Source organism: Streptococcus sp. 3705 (assembly GCF_013277145.1).
GTDB lineage: Bacteria > Bacillota > Bacilli > Lactobacillales > Streptococcaceae > Streptococcus.
The window spans coordinates 53,076-69,302 of record NZ_VMMJ01000001.1 but is presented as its reverse complement, the minus strand read 5'-3'; the positions used below and the strand labels follow the sequence as shown (position 1 = coordinate 69,302).

17 protein-coding genes are annotated in these 16,227 nt (G+C 41.9%); 15 read left to right on the top strand and 2 right to left on the bottom strand.

Translation table 11 applies throughout. From position 1 onward, the window contains the following. Positions 1 to 75: 75 nt before the first annotated feature. A complete protein-coding gene (locus tag HT714_RS00285; RefSeq protein ID WP_001025437.1) occupies positions 76 to 1,620 on the top strand; it encodes a peptide chain release factor 3 in 1,545 nt (514 codons plus the stop codon). A 439-nt stretch (positions 1,621 to 2,059) separates the two neighbouring features. On the opposite strand, the gene HT714_RS00280 is transcribed toward HT714_RS00285, so the two are convergent. After that, a complete protein-coding gene (locus HT714_RS00280) occupies positions 2,060 to 3,013 on the bottom strand; it encodes an aromatic acid exporter family protein (protein ID WP_173226872.1) in 954 nt (317 codons plus the stop codon). A 173-nt stretch (positions 3,014 to 3,186) separates the two neighbouring features. Further along, positions 3,187 to 4,392, bottom strand: a complete 1,206-nt coding sequence (gene sstT / locus HT714_RS00275) for a serine/threonine transporter SstT (protein WP_173226870.1) — start codon at positions 4,390 to 4,392, stop codon at positions 3,187 to 3,189. A 138-nt stretch (positions 4,393 to 4,530) separates the two neighbouring features. Here sstT and HT714_RS00270 point away from each other — a divergent pair, with 138 nt between their 5' ends. The 14 genes from HT714_RS00270 to HT714_RS00205 all read left to right on the top strand — a co-directional run bounded on the left by HT714_RS00270 (position 4,531) and on the right by HT714_RS00205 (position 16,201). Further along, complete coding sequence (locus HT714_RS00270) at positions 4,531 to 5,091, top strand: mechanosensitive ion channel domain-containing protein (RefSeq protein ID WP_172922536.1); 561 nt, start codon at positions 4,531 to 4,533, stop codon at positions 5,089 to 5,091. 60 nt (positions 5,092 to 5,151) lie between these two features. After that, positions 5,152 to 6,057 (top strand): magnesium transporter CorA family protein, encoded by a 906-nt coding sequence (locus tag HT714_RS00265; protein ID WP_173226867.1) that lies wholly within the window; start codon positions 5,152 to 5,154, stop codon positions 6,055 to 6,057. Between the two features lie 17 nt (positions 6,058 to 6,074). Beyond that, positions 6,075 to 6,602: a YqeG family HAD IIIA-type phosphatase gene (locus HT714_RS00260; RefSeq protein ID WP_173226865.1), complete on the top strand. Its 528-nt coding sequence runs from the start codon at positions 6,075 to 6,077 to the stop codon at positions 6,600 to 6,602. Between the two features lie 2 nt (positions 6,603 to 6,604). Then, positions 6,605 to 7,711 carry a ribosome biogenesis GTPase YqeH gene (gene yqeH, locus HT714_RS00255; RefSeq protein ID WP_173226863.1) on the top strand — a complete coding sequence of 369 codons (1,107 nt, stop codon included), beginning with the start codon at positions 6,605 to 6,607 and terminating at the stop codon, positions 7,709 to 7,711. A 213-nt stretch (positions 7,712 to 7,924) separates the two neighbouring features. Beyond that, the gene (gene yhbY, locus HT714_RS00250) at positions 7,925 to 8,236 is read left to right on the top strand and encodes a ribosome assembly RNA-binding protein YhbY (protein WP_000060169.1); all 312 of its coding nucleotides are present in this window, start codon (positions 7,925 to 7,927) and stop codon (positions 8,234 to 8,236) included. 50 nt (positions 8,237 to 8,286) lie between these two features. Then, positions 8,287 to 8,916 (top strand): nicotinate-nucleotide adenylyltransferase, encoded by a 630-nt coding sequence (locus HT714_RS00245; RefSeq protein ID WP_173226862.1) that lies wholly within the window; start codon positions 8,287 to 8,289, stop codon positions 8,914 to 8,916. After that, the gene (gene yqeK, locus HT714_RS00240) at positions 8,916 to 9,509 is read left to right on the top strand and encodes a bis(5'-nucleosyl)-tetraphosphatase (symmetrical) YqeK (protein WP_173226860.1); all 594 of its coding nucleotides are present in this window, start codon (positions 8,916 to 8,918) and stop codon (positions 9,507 to 9,509) included. The genes HT714_RS00245 and yqeK overlap by 1 nt, the downstream gene beginning before the upstream one ends. Further along, positions 9,510 to 9,860 carry a ribosome silencing factor gene (gene rsfS / locus HT714_RS00235; RefSeq protein ID WP_173226859.1) on the top strand — a complete coding sequence of 117 codons (351 nt, stop codon included), beginning with the start codon at positions 9,510 to 9,512 and terminating at the stop codon, positions 9,858 to 9,860. Positions 9,861 to 10,075: 215 nt separating this feature from the next. Continuing rightward, complete coding sequence (locus HT714_RS00230; RefSeq protein ID WP_173226878.1) at positions 10,076 to 10,816, top strand: class I SAM-dependent methyltransferase; 741 nt, start codon at positions 10,076 to 10,078, stop codon at positions 10,814 to 10,816. Positions 10,817 to 10,825: 9 nt separating this feature from the next. Next, complete coding sequence (locus HT714_RS00225) at positions 10,826 to 11,923, top strand: nucleotidyltransferase (protein WP_173226858.1); 1,098 nt, start codon at positions 10,826 to 10,828, stop codon at positions 11,921 to 11,923. 132 nt (positions 11,924 to 12,055) lie between these two features. After that, positions 12,056 to 12,310 (top strand): type II toxin-antitoxin system Phd/YefM family antitoxin, encoded by a 255-nt coding sequence (locus HT714_RS00220; RefSeq protein WP_173226857.1) that lies wholly within the window; start codon positions 12,056 to 12,058, stop codon positions 12,308 to 12,310. 3 nt (positions 12,311 to 12,313) lie between these two features. Continuing rightward, complete coding sequence (locus HT714_RS00215) at positions 12,314 to 12,568, top strand: Txe/YoeB family addiction module toxin (RefSeq protein ID WP_000924730.1); 255 nt, start codon at positions 12,314 to 12,316, stop codon at positions 12,566 to 12,568. Positions 12,569 to 12,783: 215 nt separating this feature from the next. Then, positions 12,784 to 14,892, top strand: a complete 2,109-nt coding sequence (locus HT714_RS00210) for a class I SAM-dependent DNA methyltransferase (protein ID WP_173226856.1) — start codon at positions 12,784 to 12,786, stop codon at positions 14,890 to 14,892. Beyond that, entirely contained in the window at positions 14,885 to 16,201 is a 1,317-nt protein-coding gene (locus tag HT714_RS00205; RefSeq protein WP_173226855.1) for a restriction endonuclease subunit S, read from the top strand. Before HT714_RS00210 ends, HT714_RS00205 begins: the two co-directional genes overlap by 8 nt. Positions 16,202 to 16,227: the final 26 nt, after the last annotated feature.

Below are 16,227 nucleotides of genomic sequence, written 5' to 3'. Positions count from 1 at the left end.
AATGGTAAAATCCAATGTAAAAATCATTCTTAGATATCGAAACAAGAAAAATAGAGAATCAAAGAAAGAGAACTTATGAATATTCAAGAAGAAATTAAGAAACGTCGTACCTTTGCCATTATCTCTCACCCGGACGCGGGGAAAACAACCATTACTGAGCAGTTGCTCTACTTTGGGGGCGAGATTCGTGAGGCTGGTACGGTTAAAGGAAAGAAAACAGGGACTTTTGCCAAGTCTGACTGGATGGACATCGAGAAGCAACGTGGGATTTCCGTTACTTCATCTGTTATGCAGTTTGACTACGATGGTAAGCGTGTGAATATCCTCGATACGCCAGGACACGAGGACTTCTCAGAAGATACCTATCGTACCTTGATGGCGGTGGATGCTGCGGTCATGGTGGTGGACTCTGCCAAGGGTATCGAGGCTCAAACCAAGAAATTGTTTGAGGTTGTCAAACATCGTGGTATTCCAGTCTTTACCTTTATGAACAAGTTGGACCGTGATGGACGTGAGCCACTAGACCTCTTGCAAGAGTTGGAAGAAGTCTTGGGCATTGCGAGCTATCCGATGAACTGGCCAATCGGGATGGGGAAAGCCTTTGAAGGCTTGTATGACCTCTATAACCAACGCTTGGAGCTCTATAAAGGGGATGAGCGTTTTGCTAGCCTAGAAGATGGGGACAAACTCTTTGGTAGCAATCCTTTCTACGAGCAAGTCAAGGATGATATTGAACTTTTAAATGAAGCTGGGAATGAGTTCTCAGAGGAAGCTATTTTAGCTGGAGAATTAACACCTGTTTTCTTCGGTTCAGCCCTGACAAACTTTGGTGTGCAGACCTTCCTTGAAACCTTCCTTAAGTTTGCTCCAGAACCACATGGGCACAAGAAAACAGATGGAGAAATTGTGGATCCTTACGATAAGGACTTCTCAGGATTTGTCTTTAAAATCCAAGCCAACATGGACCCTCGTCACCGTGACCGTATCGCCTTTGTCCGTATCGTATCAGGTGAATTTGAGCGCGGCATGAGTGTCAACTTGCCTCGTACTGGTAAGGGGGCTAAACTGTCTAATGTGACTCAGTTTATGGCGGAAAGTCGTGAGAATGTGACCAATGCCGTGGCAGGTGATATCATCGGGGTTTACGATACCGGTACTTATCAGGTTGGGGATACCTTGACAGTTGGGAAAAACAAATTTGAATTTGAACCACTGCCAACCTTTACCCCTGAAATTTTCATGAAAGTTTCTGCTAAGAATGTCATGAAGCAAAAATCCTTCCACAAGGGGATTGAGCAACTGGTGCAAGAGGGTGCCATTCAGCTTTATAAAAATTACCAAACAGGCGAGTACATGCTGGGAGCTGTAGGTCAACTCCAGTTTGAAGTCTTCAAACACCGTATGGAAGGCGAATACAATGCGGAAGTCGTCATGAGTCCAATGGGTAAAAAGACCGTTCGTTGGATCAAGCCTGAGGATTTGGATGAACGGATGTCATCAAGTCGCAATATCTTGGCCAAAGACCGTTTTGACCAACCAGTCTTCCTCTTTGAAAATGACTTTGCCCTCCGTTGGTTTGCGGACAAGTATCCAGACGTAGAGTTGGAAGAAAAAATGTAGATCGCCAAAGTTACTTGATTGTGTAACAATCTAAGTAACTAACGCCAAGTTTCTATGGAACTTGGCTAGGCGCTCCACTAGTAAAGTTTTACGAATAATATCGATTCGTAAAACTTTCCGTCGTAACTGGTAGTGAGTGGCCTAGCTAACTGCTTTACTAACTACGTTTGGCAACTAGAATCGATTTGCCAAACTCCGTGTCGTAATCTAACAATCGGTAACCTTTATATTGGTTGATTTAAATATTCTAATAAGAGAAGTCCAGGAATGCTCATTCTTGGGCCACAAATAAAAGAAAACTTCAGATATTCACCTTTTGTGATTGGTCTGAAGTTTTCTTTTTTATACTCAATGAAAATCAAAGAGTAAACTAGGAATCTAGCAGCAGGCTGCTCAAAACACCGNNCGGCAAGGTGAAGCTGACGTAGTTTGAAGAGTATTACTGTCCATATTTTTGGTAAAAATCAACTTTTACTTGGATGAAGGTTTTGGCTTCACGTAGGAGTTGAAGAAGGGTGGCGCGGGTTTCAAATTCGTCTCTTGTCTTGGGTAGACTGCGGTTACGGAAGGCTTCCAGATAGCGTTCGATTTCATCTAGCAAATCAGAAGCAGGATTGGTCTGGCTCAGTTGACCTGCAATTTTTGAAAAGAGTTGCGCTAAAATTAGGCTTTCACTGGCAGCTAGGTGACAGGTGTTGATTTGCTGGGCCATATTTCGCAGGATACGACTTTGTCGCTGTCTCATCTCAAAGTAGTGGATATGGTAGTCGGTCTGGTGAAAGAGGTGGTCAGAGTGATCCAAATAGACCAGTCTGAGTGCTTCTTCCAAAAGCGTGTCCAATTCTTCTACCAGCTGTGCTCGGTTGCGTCCGTCTCCTCTGGATAAATAGTATTTGAAGCGTAGGAGGATATCTTTTAACTTTTCTTCTACCAATGTGTGGTAGTGATGAATTTCCTCTTCTCGTGAAAGCATGTAGAGATTGACAAGTAAGGCAAATGCTGTACCAATTGCAAAGAGAAGGAATTCATTGACTAGAAGGTCTGGAGAGGTTGACTCTTGCACCAAGAGGTGGCTAACCAAAACAGTGCTTGGTGTGATGCCAATTTCCCAGCCCATCTTGTAGGCTAGAGGCACATAGAAGGCAAGATAGAGACCAAGGCTCCAGATATGAAATCCGCTCAAGTGAAAAGCTAGAACACCGATAGCCAGAGCTAGAATCATGGAAAAGAGTCGATTGCGAGCCAGTTTTAAGGTACTTCTACGCGTATCAGATAGGCTCAAGAGAGCGATAATTCCGGCCGAAACTGCTGAGGAAAGATTGAGAAAATAAGCAAGAAAACAGGCAAGACAGGTAGCTAAGATGAGCTTGATCGTACGTTGGCTAATAGACATAAGAATTTCCTGATAATACTCAATGAAAATCAAAGAGCAAACTAGGAAGCTAGCCGTAGGCAGTACTTGAGTACGGCAAGGCGAAGCTGACGTGGTTTGAATTTGATTTTCGAAGAGTATAAGTTAGAATAAAAGAGCAAAAGACAAAACCTGAGCAGGCTTGCCTTTATGAGTTATTTTTTACGGGCTGCTGCGTATTCGGCAACGGCGGTAAAGAGGACATCTGTAGAAGAGTTAAGGGCTGTTTCACATGAGTCTTGGATGACACCAATCACAAATCCAACCCCAACAACTTGCATGGCAATATCGTTAGAAATACCGAAAAGGCTACAAGCAACTGGGATAAGAAGGAGGGAACCTCCGGCAATACCAGAAGCACCGCAGGCTGAGATAGCTGCTACTACACTGAGAACAAAGGCTGTCGCAAAGTCAACAGGGATTCCAAGAGTGTTAACTGCAGCAAGGGTCAAAACGTTAATGGTAATCGCTGCTCCAGCCATATTGATAGTAGAACCAAGTGGGATAGAAACAGAATAGGTATCTGGGTTTAGCCCAAGGTCATGGCAGAGTTTCATGTTGACAGGAATGTTAGCCGCAGAACTACGAGTGAAAAAGGCTGTCACACCGCTGACACGAAGGCAGTTCCAAACTAGAGGGTAAGGATTGCGTCTTATAAAGAAGAAGGCAATCAAGGGGTTGACCACAAGGGCAACAAAAAGCATAGTCGTTACTAATAGAACCAATAAAATACCGTAGTTGGCAAGGCTTCCGATTCCCTTGTCAGAAATGGTTTTAAAAACAAGACCAAGGATTCCAAATGGAGCCAGATTGATGATCCATTCGACAATTTTAGAAGTCACGTCAGCGATAGTTTTTAGTAATTCTTTACTATTTTTGCTGGCCTCTCTCATAGCAATTCCAAAAATGACTGCCCAAGATAGTATACCGATGTAGTTGGCAGTAAGCAGGGCGTTGACTGGGTTGTCAACCAGTTTGAGCAAGAGGTTGCTGAGGACCTGCCCAATCCCATCTGGTGGTGCAATTTCAGTATTGGCACTATTTAGGGTAATTTCAATAGGGACGATGAAACTAGCTACAACAGCTACAAGAGCAGCAGCAAAAGTTCCTAGGATATACAAGAAAACAACAGTTTTCATATTGCTATCTTGCCCCTTTTGATGTTGGGAAAGGGCATTGGCAACGAGGGCAAAGACTAGGATAGGAGCAACAGCTTTTAGACCTCCGACGAATAAATCCCCGAGTAGACCAATTCCTGAGAGATTAGGAAGGGTCAGTCCTAGGATTCCCCCACAAAGCATACCAATCAAGATACGCTTGACAAGGCTTGCCTTGTTCCAAGCATGAATGATTCTTTTCATAATAATCTCCTTTTTGTGTAGTGATTATGATTATAGTATAAATAATAGACAAAATCAAGAATTTTCTGTCTATTTTTTGAATATTTATGGAGAATGAGACTGATGAAAATATGGTATAATGAAATAAAGGAGTTTTATATGCAAAAATTTATTCAAGCTTATATTGAAAAGCTAGATGTGACAACCATTATCGAGAATATTCTAACCAAGGTCATTTCTCTTTTACTGCTTTTGATTGTATTTTATATTGCTAAAAAAATGCTTCATACTATGGTGCAGAGAATTGTCAAACCTTCTCTAAAAATGTCTCATCATGATGTCGGACGCCAAAAGACTATTGCGCGTTTACTAGAAAATGTGTTTAATTATACGCTATATTTCTTTTTACTCTACTGTATTTTATCGATTTTAGGCTTACCTGTATCTAGTTTGTTGGCTGGGGCTGGAATCGCTGGGGTGGCGATTGGGATGGGAGCCCAAGGCTTTCTATCTGATGTCATCAATGGCTTTTTCATCCTCTTTGAACGTCAACTGGATGTGGGAGATGAGGTCGTTCTGACAAATGGCCCCATTACTGTATCGGGCAAGGTCGTCAGCGTGGGAATTCGTACGACCCAGCTTCGTAGTGAGGAGCAAGCCCTTCACTTTGTCCCTAACCGAAATATCACGGTTGTTAGCAATTTCTCACGCACAGACTAGACCTGTTATTTTAAGTAATTTGTGGTACAATAGAAAGAGTTTAATAAAGGAGAAAAAAAGATGGTTTTAGAAAAGCAGTTGGGCAATGGTTGTATTTGGATAGACCTTGATGTGGATAAGATTAAAAATATGGAAGATCTTTCTGACATCTATGGATTGGACAAGGAAACCATTGAGTATGCTCTGGATAGAAATGAACGAGCTCATATGGATTATAACCGTGAAACGGAGACGGTAACCTTTATTTATAATGTTCTTGATTTAGAAAAAGACAAAGAATATTATGAAGCGATTCCCATGACCTTTATCGTCGAAAGACAACGAATGATTACCATCAGCAACCATAAGAATGCTTATGTCATTGATCAGATGTCAGCTTATCTGGATAGCCATGAGTCGCTTTCTATTTACAAGTTTCTCTTTGCTGGTTTAGAGATTATCAGTAACGCTTATTATCCTGTCATTGAAGAGATGGATAAAAGTAAGGACGAAATTAGTGCCTTGCTACGTCAAACTACAACAAAGAAAAATCTCTTCGCTCTCTCTGACTTGGAGACTGGTATGGTTTACTTGACAGCAGCAGCAAAACAAAATCGACTCCTCTTGGAACATATCCAGGGCCATGCTCTTTATCGGAGATTTAATGATGTCGAACGAGAGCAGTTTGATGATGCCATGATTGAAGCCCATCAGTTGGTGTCTATGACAGACTTGATTTCTCAAGTCTTGCAACAACTCTCAGCTTCTTACAACAACATCCTAAACAATAACTTGAATGATAGTTTGTCAATTTTGACTATTATCTCCGTCTTACTAGCAGTACTTGCGGTTATTACAGGTTTCTTCGGAATGAATGTTCCTCTACCATTTACAGAAGAGCCAAATGCTTGGATTTATATCTTAATGGCTAGCTTGATTTTATGGGCAGCCTTATCTCAATGGATGAAGAAAATTACTAGAAATTAAAAAGAAAAGGAGCCAGAATGGCGATTGAAAACTACATGCCAGATTTTGCTGTGGAAGCAGTTTATGATCTGACAGTTCCAAGCCTGCAGGCGCAGGGAATCAAGGCTGTTTTGGTCGATTTGGACAATACCCTCATTGCTTGGAACAACCCTGATGGGACGCCAGAGATGAAACAATGGCTACATGATCTTCGGGACGCGGGCATTCGCATTATCGTAGTCTCAAATAACACTAAGAAACGCGTCCAAAGAGCAGTTGAGAAGTTTGAAATTGATTACATTTATTGGGCCTTGAAGCCCTTCACATTTGGGATTGATCGTGCTATGAAGGAATTCCACTATGAGAAAAGTGAAGTGGTCATGGTCGGCGACCAGCTTATGACCGATATTCGAGCAGCCCACCGTGCTGGTATTCGCTCGATTTTAGTCAAACCCTTGGTCCAACATGACTCAATCAAAACGCAGATTAACCGAGCTCGTGAGCGCCGTGTTATGAAGCAAATAACGGAAAAGTACGGACCGATTACATATAAAAAAGGAATTTAACTATGGAAGAAATTCTCTGTATTGGTTGTGGAGCAACCATTCAGACGACAGACAAGGCTGGTCTTGGATTTACTCCCCAGTCGGCACTTGAAAAAGGTTTGGATACTGGCGAAGTCTATTGCCAACGCTGTTTCCGTCTCCGCCACTACAATGAAATCACGGATGTTCAGTTGACGGACGATGATTTCCTCAAGCTCTTGCACGAGGTGGGAGACAGTGATGCCTTGGTGGTAAATGTCATTGATATCTTTGATTTTAATGGCTCTGTCATTCCAGGTTTGTCACGCTTTGTATCGGGCAATGATGTCCTCTTGGTAGGAAATAAAAAAGATATTCTGCCCAAGTCTGTTAAACCAGGCAAGATTAGCCAGTGGCTCATGGAACGTGCCCATGAAGAAGGGCTTCGTCCTGTTGATGTCGTCCTAACTTCAGCTCAAAACAAACATGCCATTAAGGAAGTCATTGACAAAATCGAGCATTACCGTAAGGGCCGCGATGTATATGTCGTTGGTGTAACCAACGTTGGAAAATCAACTCTAATCAATGCCATTATCCAAGAAATCACGGGTGATCAGAATGTCATTACGACTTCGCGCTTCCCAGGGACAACATTGGATAAAATCGAGATCCCGCTTGACGACGGATCTTATATCTACGATACGCCGGGGATTATCCACCGCCACCAGATGGCCCACTACTTGACGGCCAAAAACCTCAAGTATGTCAGCCCCAAAAAGGAAATCAAGCCTAAAACCTATCAGCTTAATCCTGAACAAACCCTGTTTCTAGGCGGTCTAGGACGCTTTGACTTCATTGCAGGTGAGAAGCAAGGATTCACAGCTTTCTTTGACAACGAACTCAAATTGCATCGTACCAAGTTAGAAGGCGCTAGTGCTTTCTACGACAAGCATCTCGGAACTCTTCTAACTCCACCAAATAGCAAGGAAAAAGAAGATTTTCCAAAGTTGGTCCAACATGTCTTTAATATCAAGGAAAAGACAGACCTAGTCATCTCTGGACTCGGCTGGATCCGCGTAACAGGAACCGCAAAAGTCGCCGTCTGGGCACCAGAAGGCGTCGCCGTCGTCATACGAAAAGCAATTATTTAAACACAGAAAGGAAAGGGTTATCTGAATTCGGGCGAGCAGGGCGAGCCTATAGAGAATACTTTTCGCCGTGGTGTCAGTTGGTACAAGTGATTGTACCAACTGCGGAAAATTTGAGACCTTAGGCTCAAATTTTAGTCATGAAAGTCCGAAGGACTTTGCTGACGTCCGTCACCACTTCAGAAAAGTATAAAAAGAAACTCTTTTAAAGAAATTATGTCATTAACATCAAAACAACGTGCCTTCCTCAATAGCCAGGCACACACCCTCAAACCGATCATCCAAATCGGAAAAAATGGACTGAATGACCAAATCAAAACCAGCGTCCGTCAGGCACTTGACGCCCGTGAATTGATTAAAGTAACGCTCTTACAAAATACTGATGAAAACATCCACGAAGTAGCTGAAATCTTAGAAGAAGAAATCGGTGTGGATACAGTCCAAAAAATCGGACGAATCTTGATTTTGTTTAAACAGTCTAGCAAGAAAGAGAATCGCAAGATTTCTAAAAAAGTCAAAGAAATCTAAAAACCTACTCCCAATAACTGTTTTTACAGAGAAATAAAGGAGACTAGCCTATGGCAATCGAATTATTGACTCCCTTTACCAAGGTAGAGTTGGAGCCAGAAATCAAGGAGAAAAAACGCAAACAAGTCGGGGTTTTAGGGGGGAATTTTAACCCTGTTCACAATGCCCATCTGATCGTTGCGGACCAAGTACGGCAACAGTTGGGGCTGGACCAGGTTCTGCTCATGCCTGAATACCAACCTCCTCACGTAGATAAAAAAGAAACCATCCCTGAACACCATCGTCTCAAGATGCTTGAATTGGCGATTAAGGGGATTGAAGGGCTAGCCATTGAAACAATCGAGCTAGAGCGCAAGGGTATTTCTTACACCTACGACACCATGAAGCTTCTAACTGAGAAGAATCCAGATACGGATTATTACTTTATTATCGGTGCCGACATGGTGGACTATCTGCCTAAGTGGTACCGAATTGATGAACTGGTTGATATGGTTCAGTTTGTGGGGGTTCAGCGCCCGCGCTACAAGGCTGGAACTTCCTATCCAGTTATCTGGGTGGATGTGCCTCTCATGGATATCTCATCCAGCATGGTGCGGGACTTCATTGCTCAAGGTCGGAAACCCAACTTTCTCCTACCACAGCCGGTGCTAGGCTACATCGAGAAAGAGGGACTCTACTGATGGCCTATCAAGACTATATCAACTGCTCTCGCGATGTTTTGTTGGAAAAAATGGCAGAGCTTCTGCCTGAAAAGCGCTTAACCCATTGCTTGGGTGTGGAGCGTGCAGCCATAGAACTAGCCCAACGATTTGGAGTAGATGTCGAGAAAGCAGGACTAGCAGGCCTTCTTCATGACTACGCTAAAAAGCTGTCAGATCAGGAATTTCTAGACTTGATTGACCGTTATCAGCTGGATCCTGATCTCAAAAACTGGGGCAATAATGTCTGGCATGGTATGGTTGGCATCTACAAGATTCAGGAAGATTTGAATTTGCATGATTCGGAAATCCTGAGAGCTATTGAAATCCATACAGTTGGGGCTGGTCAGATGACAGACCTAGATAAGGTTATCTACGTCGCAGACTATATCGAACACAATCGGGCCTTTCCAGGTGTGGATGTGGCGCGTGAAATTGCTGAGCTATCGCTCAATAAGGCGGTGGCCTACGAAACAGCTCATACCGTGGAGCATCTAGCTCATCAGGGATTTCCCATTTATCCCCAAACCCTTGAAACCTATAACGCCTTTGTGCACTATTTGAAAGAGGACTAAATGAACGAAAAAGAATTACTAGAACTAGTCGTGAAAGCGGCTGATGAGAAACGTGCGGAGGATATCCTCGCACTTGACGTACAAGAATTGACCAGCGTGACGGACTATTTTGTTATCACTAGTTCAATGAATAGCCGCCAGTTGGATGCTATCGCTGATAATATCCGTGAAAAAGTAGCGGAAGCAGGATTTAAAGGCAGCCATATCGAAGGCGATGCAGCTGGAGGATGGGTCTTGCTGGACCTCGGTGCTGTCGTTGTGCATATCTTCTCAGAAGAAATGCGTGCCCACTATAACCTAGAAAAACTATGGCATGAGGCGCATTCTGTAGATTTATCTGAAACTTTATAGTCTTTTCCTTTATCTTTTATTACGGCGTTAACTCGTTTTGCCTAACTCCAGTTATGCCTGCAACTCGTTGCCTAGTACTAAAAGCAAACGAAAAGACTATAGTGTACAATTGAACTCAGTTGTAGTCAACTGGGTTTCTTTGCTTATTTTAGAAAATTGGATAGAAAGGTAAAGGGCGAGTGGTGTTTGCCATGGAGGCTCTTGGTATCATGATTATGGCAACTTATGAAACCTTTGCGGCGGTCTATGATGCAGTCATGGACGATAGTTTATACGACAAATGGACGGATTTTTCTCTGCGTCACTTGCCTAAGACCAAGGAGAGAAAGAAACTTTTGGAATTGGCTTGTGGGACAGGTATACAGTCTGTGCGCTTTTCTCAGGCTGGTTTTGATGTGACTGGACTTGACTTGAGTGGGGATATGTTGAAGATTGCTGAGAAGAGAGCTTCTTCAGCTAAACAAAAGATTGACTTTATTGAAGGCAATATGCTGGATTTGTCCAAGGCAGGTCAATATGATTTTGTCACTTGTTATTCGGACTCAATCTGCTACATGCAGGATGAAGTAGAAGTCGGGGATGTTTTTAAAGAAGTTTATAATGCCCTAAACGAAGACGGAATTTTCATATTTGATGTACATTCGACCTACCAGACAGATGAAGTTTTTCCAGGCTATTCCTATCATGAAAATGCGGAAGATTTCGCCATGCTCTGGGATACCTACGAGGACGAAGCTCCTCACTCCATCGTGCATGAGCTGACTTTCTTTATCAAGGAGGCAGACGGTTCCTTTAGTCGCCACGATGAAGTGCATGAGGAGAGGACTTATGAGGTTCTGACCTATGATATTTTGCTGGAGCAGGCTGGATTTAAGTCTTTCAAACTCTATGCGGACTTTGAGGACAAGGAGCCAACAGAAACTAGCACCCGTTGGTTTTTTGTCGCGCAGAAGTAGGAGATCACTATGACCATCACAGGTATTATCGCGGAGTTTAATCCTTTTCATAATGGGCATAAATACCTGCTGGATCAGGCTGAGGGACTGAAAATCGTTGCCATGTCTGGTAATTTTATGCAGCGAGGAGAGCCTGCTATCGTTGACAAGTGGACACGAGCCCAGATGGCGCTGGAAAATGGCGCAGACTTGGTAGTGGAATTGCCCTTTTTAGTCAGTGTTCAGGCGGCGGATTTCTTCGGCCAAGGAGCTGTGGCTATCTTGGCTCGGTTGGGCATTGATACTTTAGCATTTGGGACGGAGGAAATTCTGGATTACCAGAAAATCGCTGACTTATACACAGAGCAGGGGGCTGAGATGGAGAAATTTGTGGAAAATCTGCCTGATTCCCTCTCTTATCCCCAGAAAACCCAAGCCATGTGGAAGGAATTTGCAGGTCTTGATTTTTCAGGCAATACGCCCAATCATGTCCTTGCTCTTGCTTATGCCAAGGCGGTTGCAGGACGAAATATCAGGCTGCATCCGATTCAGCGTCAGGGGGCTGGTTACCATTCTGTGGATAAAGATGTGGACTTTGCTTCAGCGACAGCTCTTCGTCAGCACCAGAAGGATCAAGATTTCTTAGAACGCTTTATGCCTTCTATTGCCCTATTTGAGCAGGCCAGTAAGGTGAGCTGGGAAGACTATTTTCCCTTTCTCCGATATCAAATTTTGTCAAATCCCGACCTAACCACCGTCTATCAGGTTAATCAAGAAATGGTAGTACGCATTAAGGAAGCCATCAAGACAGCCCAGTCTGTGGGAGACTTGGTTGAGGTGGTTGCGACCAAGCGTTACACCAAGGCGCGTGTCAGACGTCTTTTGACTTATATTTTGGTGCAGGCTAGAGAAAATGACTTGCCAGAAGCCATTCATGTCCTTGGTTTTACCGAAAAAGGCAGACAACATCTCAAGTCTCTGAAAGGGCAGGTCAATCTAGTCAGCAGAATTGGCAGAGAACCTTGGGATGCTATGACCCAAAAAGCAGACCAGATTTACCAACTAGGAAATCCAAGTATAGCAGACCAGAATTTTGGAAGAGTGCCAATAAGAATAGAAACAAACTAAGTCTACTGAAAGGTAGGCTTTTTGAGATTTTTTACGAATAAATAGATAGAAAAAGAAAATCTTGTACAAGTTTCTGACAATTTCTTTCTTTTCGTGTATAATAGTGGAAAAGAGGTAAAACGAGGTATGGTTATGGAAGCAGTTCTTTACTCAACATTCCGAAATCATTTAAAAGACTACATGAAGAAGGTCAATGATGAATTTGAGCCTTTAACGGTGCTTAATAAAAATCCAGATGAGGACATTGTAGTTCTTTCAAAGAGCGAATGGGACAGTATTCAGGAAACCCTGAGAATCGTTCAAAATAAGGAGTTATCAGACAAGGTTTTGCGAGGAATGGCTCAAGTCCGTGCTGGAAGCACTCAGGTACATGTGATTGAGGAGTGATGAATGCTGCTCAAGTTTACAGAAGATGCCTGGGCAGATTATTGCTACTGGCAAACTCAGGACAAGAAAACGTTAAAAAGAATCAATAAACTAATCAAGGATATTCAACGTGATCCCTTTACAGGAATAGGTAAGCCAGAACCACTCAAGTATGACTACCAAGGAGCCTGGTCACGTCGTATCGACGCAGAAAATCGCTTGATTTATATGATGGATGGAGATAGCGTGGCTTTCTTGTCCTTTAAAGATCATTACTAGAGTCTACTGCGAAGTAGGCTTTTTATTTTTTAAATTTTTATTAGTAAGTTTAAGATAAAGTTTTTTGGAAAATGCCAGAATCCTTAATACAAAAGACAAAAACTCAGTAAAAAAATTAGTATATGAACTTCGATCTTTACCCTTGAATCCGCTTTATAACTCTTAATTTGTGGTATAATGAAGAGAATTGTTAATAATAAAAACAGGGGAAGTAAATGTCTAGTTTCAAAGAAAAATTACCACTATTCCAAGCAAATGACATCCAAATTTCTAATGATGTCAATACGGTTTGGTCTATCGCTAACACTCTTAGAGGAGCTTATCGAGCAGATAAGTATCGCGATGTCATTATTCCAATGTTTGTCCTGACTCGTTTAGAAGCTGCCTTGCTGCCAACCAAGGATCAGGTGGTAGCACAATACAAAGCAAATCCCAATACACCTGAGAAAGTGTTGGAGAAACTTTCAGGCTATCGTTACTACAATGTTAGTCCTTTTACGTTGGAAAATCTTCAAAACGATCCAAATGCAATCGAGGAGAATTTTCTAGCCTATCTGGATGGCTATTCCTATCGTGTCAAGGACATCATTGAAAACCTAAAATTTAAAGAGCAAGTCCGTACCCTGGCCCAGAGTGGTCGCCTTTTCACGGTTATTAAAAAGTTCTCTCAAATTGATTTGTCTCCAAGTTCAGTCGACTCTATGCGTATGGGATACATGTTCGAGGATATCATCCGCCGATTTTCTGAAAATGAGGAAGCGGGGTCTCACTATACCCCTCGTGAGGTTATTGCTCTGATGGTCAACCTCCTCTTGATTGAGGCAGACGAAGAACTTTTTGTTGATAAAAAAGAGTTGAAAATACTAGACATGGCGGCTGGAACTGGGGGAATGCTGGCTACAGCTAAAAGCTATATCCGTCAGTTGAATACAGGAGCCACTGTCCGACTCTTTGGTCAGGAAGTTTTACCTGAAACCTTTGGGATTGGTCGTGCAGATATGCTAATTCGTCAGGAAGACTCTGACTATTTCGTGAAGGTAGATACCTTAAAAGATCCAGATCCTTTCCCAGATACTAAAATGAGCTTTGTCATCGCTAACCCTCCCTTCGGTCAAGCTTGGGGTGGTAAGGATGCGGATGATGGGGTTGAGGATGCAGTTAAGAAAGATCATCAACTCTTTGACAAAACAGAAGGTCGTCAAGGTCGTTTTGTCGCGACTCCAGGAACTGGAGATGCTCAACTACTCTTCCATCTTCATGCTCTTGCAAAATTAGAAGAAAATGGTCGTGCAGCCATCATTTCAAATGGGTCTCCCCTCTTTTCAGGTGGGACATCATCGGGAGAAAGTCAGATTCGCCGTTATATCCTTGAGAATGATTTGCTAGAAGCTATAGTCGCTCTTCCAGGTCAATTTTTCTATAACACAGGGATTGGGATTTATATCTGGATTTATAATAAAAACAAGTCTCCTGAGCGCCAGAATAAGGTTCAATTTATCGATGCGACGGAGGAGTTTATTCCTCTACGTAAATCTCTAGGTCAAAAACGCCGTGAGTTGTCCCAAGATAATATCCGTCAGATCCTTCGCTGGTACGATGATTTTCAAGAAAATGACCATGTAAAAATCTTTGACAATCAAGAGTTTCTCTATCGAGAGTTTACAGTTATGCAACCTCTGCAACGTCGTGGCCAGATAAGCGAAGAAACAATTGAGAAAGCGAAAAGCGTTCCTTTCCTAGCTAAACTATTTGATGAATACAAGTACCAAGAATTGCTAGAGATGGAACCACGTTCAGCCAAGGATGAGAAAAAATTACAGGATCTTGTAGCTGGTAAGATCAAGCAAGAAGCTATCCTGACAGCTCTTGCTAAGGGAAGCTCTGATAAGACCTATCCTAACTTTGAGAACTTTGCCCAAGTCATCAAGGACTTGCTGGGAGAGTTTAAGCTTACGCCTGCCAATGTCAATGCGCTAGCCTTAGCTATGAGTGAAATGGACAAAACAGCAGAAGTTATCCGAACCAAGAGGAAAGACAAGGCAAATGAGATTGCCGATGGGATTGTCTATGATAAGACCACCAAGGACAGTGAAATCGTTAAGCTGACAGAGGATGTGGAAACCTACTTTGCGCGTGAGGTCTATCCCCATGTACCTGACGCCCACTACTGGTTTGATGAGGAAAAGGGCTATGGAGCCGAGATTCCTTTTACCCGCTATTTCTATCACTACCAAGCACCAGAGAGTGCTGAGAAGTTATTGGCAGAGTTCTATGACTTGGAAGCAGAACTACAGACTCTCTTGGAGGAACTAAAACATGACTAGGATGAAAGAGAGTGGCATTGACTGGATCGGACAGATACCAGAAGAGTGGGAGATTTCTAAAATAAAATTCACAACACAGCTTAATGGTAGAATTGGTTGGCAAGGATTAACATCAGCTGAATATAAAGAAGAAGGACCATATTTAATTACTGGAACTGACTTTCACAATGGAACAATTAATTTTGAAACAGCTGTACATATTGATGAAAAACGTTGGTCAGAAGCTTCACAGATTCAAGTTGAAAATGGTGACTTACTAATTACGAAAGATGGTACGGTAGGTAAAGTAGCTATTATTTCAGGGCTTGATGATAAAGCTTCGTTAAATAGTGGTGTGTTAAGAATCCAAACAATTGATGAGATTGATAGAAGATTTTTATACTATGTTTTACTGTCAGATGAATTTTGGATGTGGTTTAACTATACAAATTCAGGAGCTAGCACTATTTTACATTTATATCAAAATGTATTTGATGAATTTACTTTTACCTTTCCCCAAAAAAATGAACAACAAAAAATCGCTGATTTCCTAGACAAGAAAACTGCCCAGATGGATAAGGTGAAAGTACTACTAGAGAAGCAAATTCAAAAACTCAAAGACTACCGAGCTAGCTTGATTTATGAAACCGTCACAAAAGGATTGGATAAAACAGTCCCCATGAAAGATTCAGGTATCGACTGGGTTGGACAGGTGCCTCAAGGGTGGGGAGTGAATCGACTAAAGTACCTGGCAAATAAAATTGGAAGTGGTAAGACTCCATTGGGAGGATCTGGAATTTTTGAAGAAACGGGAATATTATTTATACGAAGTCAAAATATTTATAATGGATTAATACTTTTAGAAGATAAAGCAACTTATATTAATAGAAATATTCATCAACAGATGATTGGAACTTGCGTTAAAAAAAATGATATTTTATTAAATATAACAGGAGCTTCTATTGGAAGAGTAGCAAAATATGATTTAGATATAGAGGCAAATGTTAATCAACATGTTTGCATTATTAGAAGTAATAGGTATGTATTACCAGATTATTTAATGTATTTTATTATGTCTGAATTCGGACAGTTTATGATTAAAACTCATCAAATTAGCGGAAATAGGGAAGGATTGAGTTTTGAGAATATTGGAAATTTTAAAATAATTGCTCCAGGATTAGACTATCAGTATGAAATTAGTCAGTATTTAAACAAAAAAATGTTGACAATTAATCAGATGATAAAAACAAAAGAGCAACAAATTGCAAATATCAACAAACAACGACAAACTCTTATTTATGATTATGTGACAGGGAAGAAAAGGGTTTAGAAGTGTGACTTGTATTTAGTTGACAC

Coding starts and splice junctions, on each gene's coding strand:
- HT714_RS00285 (WP_001025437.1), top strand. CDS start 76: ATGAATATTCAAGAAGAAATTAAGAAACGTCGTACCTTTGCCATTATC.
- HT714_RS00280 (WP_173226872.1), bottom strand. CDS start 3,013: ATGTCTATTAGCCAACGTACGATCAAGCTCATCTTAGCTACCTGTCTT.
- sstT (WP_173226870.1), bottom strand. CDS start 4,392: ATGAAAAGAATCATTCATGCTTGGAACAAGGCAAGCCTTGTCAAGCGT.
- HT714_RS00270 (WP_172922536.1), top strand. CDS start 4,531: ATGCAAAAATTTATTCAAGCTTATATTGAAAAGCTAGATGTGACAACC.
- HT714_RS00265 (WP_173226867.1), top strand. CDS start 5,152: ATGGTTTTAGAAAAGCAGTTGGGCAATGGTTGTATTTGGATAGACCTT.
- HT714_RS00260 (WP_173226865.1), top strand. CDS start 6,075: ATGGCGATTGAAAACTACATGCCAGATTTTGCTGTGGAAGCAGTTTAT.
- yqeH (WP_173226863.1), top strand. CDS start 6,605: ATGGAAGAAATTCTCTGTATTGGTTGTGGAGCAACCATTCAGACGACA.
- yhbY (WP_000060169.1), top strand. CDS start 7,925: ATGTCATTAACATCAAAACAACGTGCCTTCCTCAATAGCCAGGCACAC.
- HT714_RS00245 (WP_173226862.1), top strand. CDS start 8,287: ATGGCAATCGAATTATTGACTCCCTTTACCAAGGTAGAGTTGGAGCCA.
- yqeK (WP_173226860.1), top strand. CDS start 8,916: ATGGCCTATCAAGACTATATCAACTGCTCTCGCGATGTTTTGTTGGAA.
- rsfS (WP_173226859.1), top strand. CDS start 9,510: ATGAACGAAAAAGAATTACTAGAACTAGTCGTGAAAGCGGCTGATGAG.
- HT714_RS00230 (WP_173226878.1), top strand. CDS start 10,076: ATGGCAACTTATGAAACCTTTGCGGCGGTCTATGATGCAGTCATGGAC.
- HT714_RS00225 (WP_173226858.1), top strand. CDS start 10,826: ATGACCATCACAGGTATTATCGCGGAGTTTAATCCTTTTCATAATGGG.
- HT714_RS00220 (WP_173226857.1), top strand. CDS start 12,056: ATGGAAGCAGTTCTTTACTCAACATTCCGAAATCATTTAAAAGACTAC.
- HT714_RS00215 (WP_000924730.1), top strand. CDS start 12,314: ATGCTGCTCAAGTTTACAGAAGATGCCTGGGCAGATTATTGCTACTGG.
- HT714_RS00210 (WP_173226856.1), top strand. CDS start 12,784: ATGTCTAGTTTCAAAGAAAAATTACCACTATTCCAAGCAAATGACATC.
- HT714_RS00205 (WP_173226855.1), top strand. CDS start 14,885: ATGACTAGGATGAAAGAGAGTGGCATTGACTGGATCGGACAGATACCA.